Genomic DNA, 3,913 nt, shown 5'->3' with positions numbered 1-3,913 from the left:
CTGGTACGAGGGCCACGCCTGGGAGGCCTTCGAACTGGCACCCGCCGGCAGCGCCTCCACCCACACCGGCATCGCCGCCGTCTCCCGCATCCCCAACAGCATGGAGCTCTGGTACGTCGGGCCCAACGGCTCCGTCCAGGACCGCTACTGGTACGAGGGTGGAAACTGGCAGGCCTTCGAACTCTCCCCCGCCGGCAGCGCCTCCATCACCAGCGGCGTCGCCGCCGTCTCCCGCATCCCCAACAGCATGGAGCTCTGGTACGTGGGCGGGGACGCCTCCATCCAGGACCGCTTCTGGTACGACACGTCGAGCAAGAACTTCGACCAGGACGTCACCACCGACATCGCCATCGGCGGCTCGGCGCACGTCGTGATGCGCCAGGACGGCTTCTTCTCGTTCAGCACGCACGCCCACGACAGCGGCTTCGACAACATCGACTACACGATCACCGCCGCCGTCATGACGCCGGACGGAACCGTGTTCACCTTCCAGCACTCCGGCCACACCGAGGGCACCGTCGCCGGCCTGCCCTTCGGCACCCCGGACCGCAACGACGACTTCACGTTCACCGGCAACAACCCGCAGATCACCGAGAAGTGGGACGGCATCCTCAACGGCACCTTCAAGGCCAGCCTGGAGGGGACGGACACCCTCGCGGCCGGCGTCACGGGAGCCCTCGGCGACCTCGTGAAGGCGATCGTCGCCGCGGCCGGCAAGGCCGCCGCCGAGGCGGTCATCAAGCTCGTCTCCTGACCACCCCGACCGACCCCTTCCCCTCAACGCCTCGGCCCGGCTCCCTTCCCAGGAGCCGGGCCGAGGCCACGGCAAGAGCCGTCAGCCGGCGGGGCCCTCGGGAATCGAGGGCCCCGCCACCCTCGCAGCACCTCGGCGTGCGCGCCGACGCCGGCGCGGGGGCGATCGTCAAGCTCAGGCGCCGGTCAGCACTGCCCGGCGTGCCGTCCGTCCCCCTGAAGGAGGCCGACAGGGCGCGGGCCTCGTGCTCGGTCATCCGGGGGGGGGGGGTTATACGGCACGGCGTTGACCCGACGCCGAGTCAGCCGGGCGAGCCGCTCGCCGTACCGCTCCGCGGCGATCCGGTCGCCGCGCGATCCGGCGTGCTCCGGCCCCCGGTCGGCGTGGCTCTGGCCCATCAGACCCTTGCGCCACTCCAGGTGCTTCGCATGACCGATCATCAGCTCAGTTCCTTTGCGACGGAAGCGATCTGATCGACCGACGCGTCGGGCGACGGCGGAGCGGCCCTGAGCAGATCACAGGCGCGCCCGGCATCCGTGACGGTTTCCGGATCGACGATGCGGCGGAATGGCGAAAAGGCCAGCCCGCTATACGAGTTCGTCGGCGAGCAGGTCCATCAGCAGATTGTCGTGCCACGTCCCGTCCGCCCCGCGTTCGTACTGGCGCATCGTCCCCACCGGGCGGAATCCCACCTTCTCGTAGCAGCGGATCGCCGCCGCATTGTCGGCGGCCGGGTCGATGATCAGCCGGTGGTAGTGGTGGTCGGTGACCAGATGGCGGGCGAGCGTACGGACGGCGTCGGTGCCGAGGCCCTGGCCGTGGCGGGCCGGGTCGAGGTAGATGTCGATGCCGGCGTGCCGGTACTCGTCGTCGTTCTCGGCGTACCACTGGATCGCGCCGGCCACCTGCCCGCCCACCGTGATCACCAGGGTCTCGGTGCCGGGCTCCTTGAGGTCGGTGGCGACGGCGTCGGCGAGGTCGTCGCCACCCCGCCAGCGGGCGTAGACCTCGGGGGTGGAGCGGATCGCCACGAGGGCCGGAATGTCGTCGTCGGCGGCCGGTCGGAGCGTGACGTGGGTGCCGTGCAGAATCGTCCCCATATGGGGCATGTTTCCACGGAATGGACTATTCGGCGAGCCCTTTTCCTGCGTTGCACCCACCCCTCCCGGCAGGGATGATTCGCCGCCGTGACGAGCAGCTGCCAGTGCTGCGGCACCTGCTCGGCTCCTCCTGCGGCAAGGCGGAGCCGCATGCGGAGGCGCTGGAGCAGTTCCGCCCGATCGGCCGGTGGTGCGGGGCTTCGGTGTGGGCCGGCAAGGGTGAGCCGGCCGCCGCGTTCGGTCTGGTGCGCGGGGTCGCGGTGAAGCCTTCGGGTGCGGAGCCGCTGGTACCGGAGTCGCGGCCACCCAAGGGACGCAACTCATCACAACAACGGGTAATCACTTCATTTCCGAGAGCACTGATGGTCCATCAATTGGGTGTAGCGTGACCGCCGTAAGCGGATCGCCCCCGAAGAATGGGGCGAGCCCGGCAACGTGTTGACGCACGCGGCCGGGCTCTTCATCCGTCGAGTGGTTAAGGCCCCACTGACGATGCTCATGCATGCTATCGCGCCGACGCGCGACTTCACTCAGATCTCCAACGCACTGGTGTGGGACGACGAGTTGTCCGACTCCGTCTTTCGCCTGCTTGTGCGAGCCCTGGCGCTCGGCCCGGCGAAGGCCCGCACCACCACGGTGACCACCCTCGCCGCCGGGCTCGCCGGCGGCCGCATCACCACCGACCGCGCCCGCCGCCAGCTCACCCGCGCCGGACTGCTCCACACCACCCGGCGGCGCGGCGCAGCCGGGCACGTACGGACCGAATCGCTCGTCTCCAACGTGCCGTTGAGCGCGGACGAGGCGGAGCGGCTGTTCGACGAGCACGTCGAACAGCGGGATTCCGACGGCAACCCGGGTGCCGGAAAACGTACCCGCGGGACATCGTCCGTCCGGGCGTCCGGCACCGTCCCCCCTGGGGTAACACCTGAGGTGAACACTTCCCCCCTCCCGTCCCCACCGACGGACGAAGCAGCCGCCCCGGCCGCAGGGTCGGCCGAGGCCGAGCGCATTCTGCTGGAGCTGCGGAAGGTCGATCCGCGGCTGACGCTGGGGGCCCGCGAGGTACGAAAGCTGGCGCCGCTCGCCGCCGAATGGCTGGCCAGGGGCGTGAGCGCGGCGGCACTTCGGTCGGCGCTCACCTCCGGACTGCCGACGCCCGTCAAGTCGCCTGCCGCGATCCTGCGTTGGCGACTGAAGGAGAAGATGCCCGACGAGGCCGGGCCGAGCACGCCGGCTTCAGCGGCGCCGGTCTCCTGCGACGGCTGCGACCGCGCCTTCCGTCCGGTGAACGGCGAGCAGCGGTGCGGTGGTTGCCGCACCACTGCGGCCGCGGCCGGCGTCGCCGCCGCGGCCGCCACCCACGAGAAGCGGGAGCCCCGGCGGGTCGACTGGCGCGCCCTGGTGGCCCAGGTCGGCCAGGCGTGAAGACCATGCGGTCCGGAAGCCCCGCTCGCCGCACTCCGAGGAGGTGGCGCCCGGGCCCCGCGCCGCCGTGGAGGCCGCGTCAGCCGTTGGCGATGGCCTGGAGTCGCTCGTAGGTGCCGTTGAAGGAGTCCTGGTCACCGGGGAAGGTGCCGGAGCTGGCGTACTGCCAGAAGGCCTGGTAGAGCCACCCGTTGGGGAGTGTGCCGACGGTGGAGGCGTAGTTGGCGATCCAGAGCGGGTTGGTGGCACCGAAGCCGCCGTCGTTGCCGGTGCACTCGGTCCACCAGTTGGTGGTGGTGTAGATCGTCGGGTACCGCCCGGTACGAGCCCGGACGGTGTCGCTGAACTCGCGGATCCAGCTGACCATGTCGCCCTGGCCGAGCCCGTAGCAGGTCGCGCCGTACGGGTTGTACTCGATGTCGAGCGCCGGCGGCAGCGTGCTGCCGTCGGCGGACCAGCCGCCGCCGTGGTCGGCGAACCAGTCGGCCTGCGCCGAACCGGAGGAATGGTCCGGCAGGGCGAAGTGGTACGCGCCCCGGTTGACTTCCTCCCCCTCGTGAACGAGGGGGATTCCCCTCAGCCTCGCGGCTGAGCCGCTGCGCGTGTGCGCTGCGGTGGGGATGTTTCCTGCTTC

The 3,913-nt window shown here is 70.7% G+C and carries 4 protein-coding genes and 1 pseudogene; 3 read left to right on the top strand and 2 right to left on the bottom strand.

Features of this window, described 5'->3' with window-relative positions:
* A pseudogene (locus ACZ5WK_RS35235) lies at positions 1–754 on the top strand (hypothetical protein); the annotation flags it as partial.
* Positions 755–1,341: 587 nt separating this feature from the next.
* On the opposite strand, the gene ACZ5WK_RS35230 reads toward ACZ5WK_RS35235, so the two are convergent.
* The gene (locus tag ACZ5WK_RS35230; RefSeq protein ID WP_465553786.1) at positions 1,342–1,854 is read right to left on the bottom strand and encodes a GNAT family N-acetyltransferase; all 513 of its coding nucleotides are present in this window, start codon (positions 1,852–1,854) and stop codon (positions 1,342–1,344) included.
* 104 nt (positions 1,855–1,958) lie between these two features.
* Here ACZ5WK_RS35230 and ACZ5WK_RS35225 point away from each other — a divergent pair, with 104 nt between their 5' ends.
* Both ACZ5WK_RS35225 and ACZ5WK_RS35220 read left to right on the top strand, forming a co-directional pair.
* Positions 1,959–2,243 carry a hypothetical protein gene (locus ACZ5WK_RS35225; protein ID WP_465553784.1) on the top strand — a complete coding sequence of 95 codons (285 nt, stop codon included), beginning with the start codon at positions 1,959–1,961 and terminating at the stop codon, positions 2,241–2,243.
* A gap of 103 nt (positions 2,244–2,346) precedes the next feature.
* Complete coding sequence (locus ACZ5WK_RS35220; RefSeq protein ID WP_465553782.1) at positions 2,347–3,279, top strand: hypothetical protein; 933 nt, start codon at positions 2,347–2,349, stop codon at positions 3,277–3,279.
* 79 nt (positions 3,280–3,358) lie between these two features.
* Here ACZ5WK_RS35220 and ACZ5WK_RS35215 read toward each other — a convergent pair.
* The coding region (locus ACZ5WK_RS35215) for a GH25 family lysozyme (RefSeq protein WP_465553780.1) at positions 3,359–3,913 on the bottom strand (555 nt) is incomplete at its 5' end.

It is taken from the genome of Kitasatospora sp. NPDC032757 (assembly GCF_055579305.1).
This window is presented reverse-complemented; position numbering and strand designations above follow the sequence as displayed.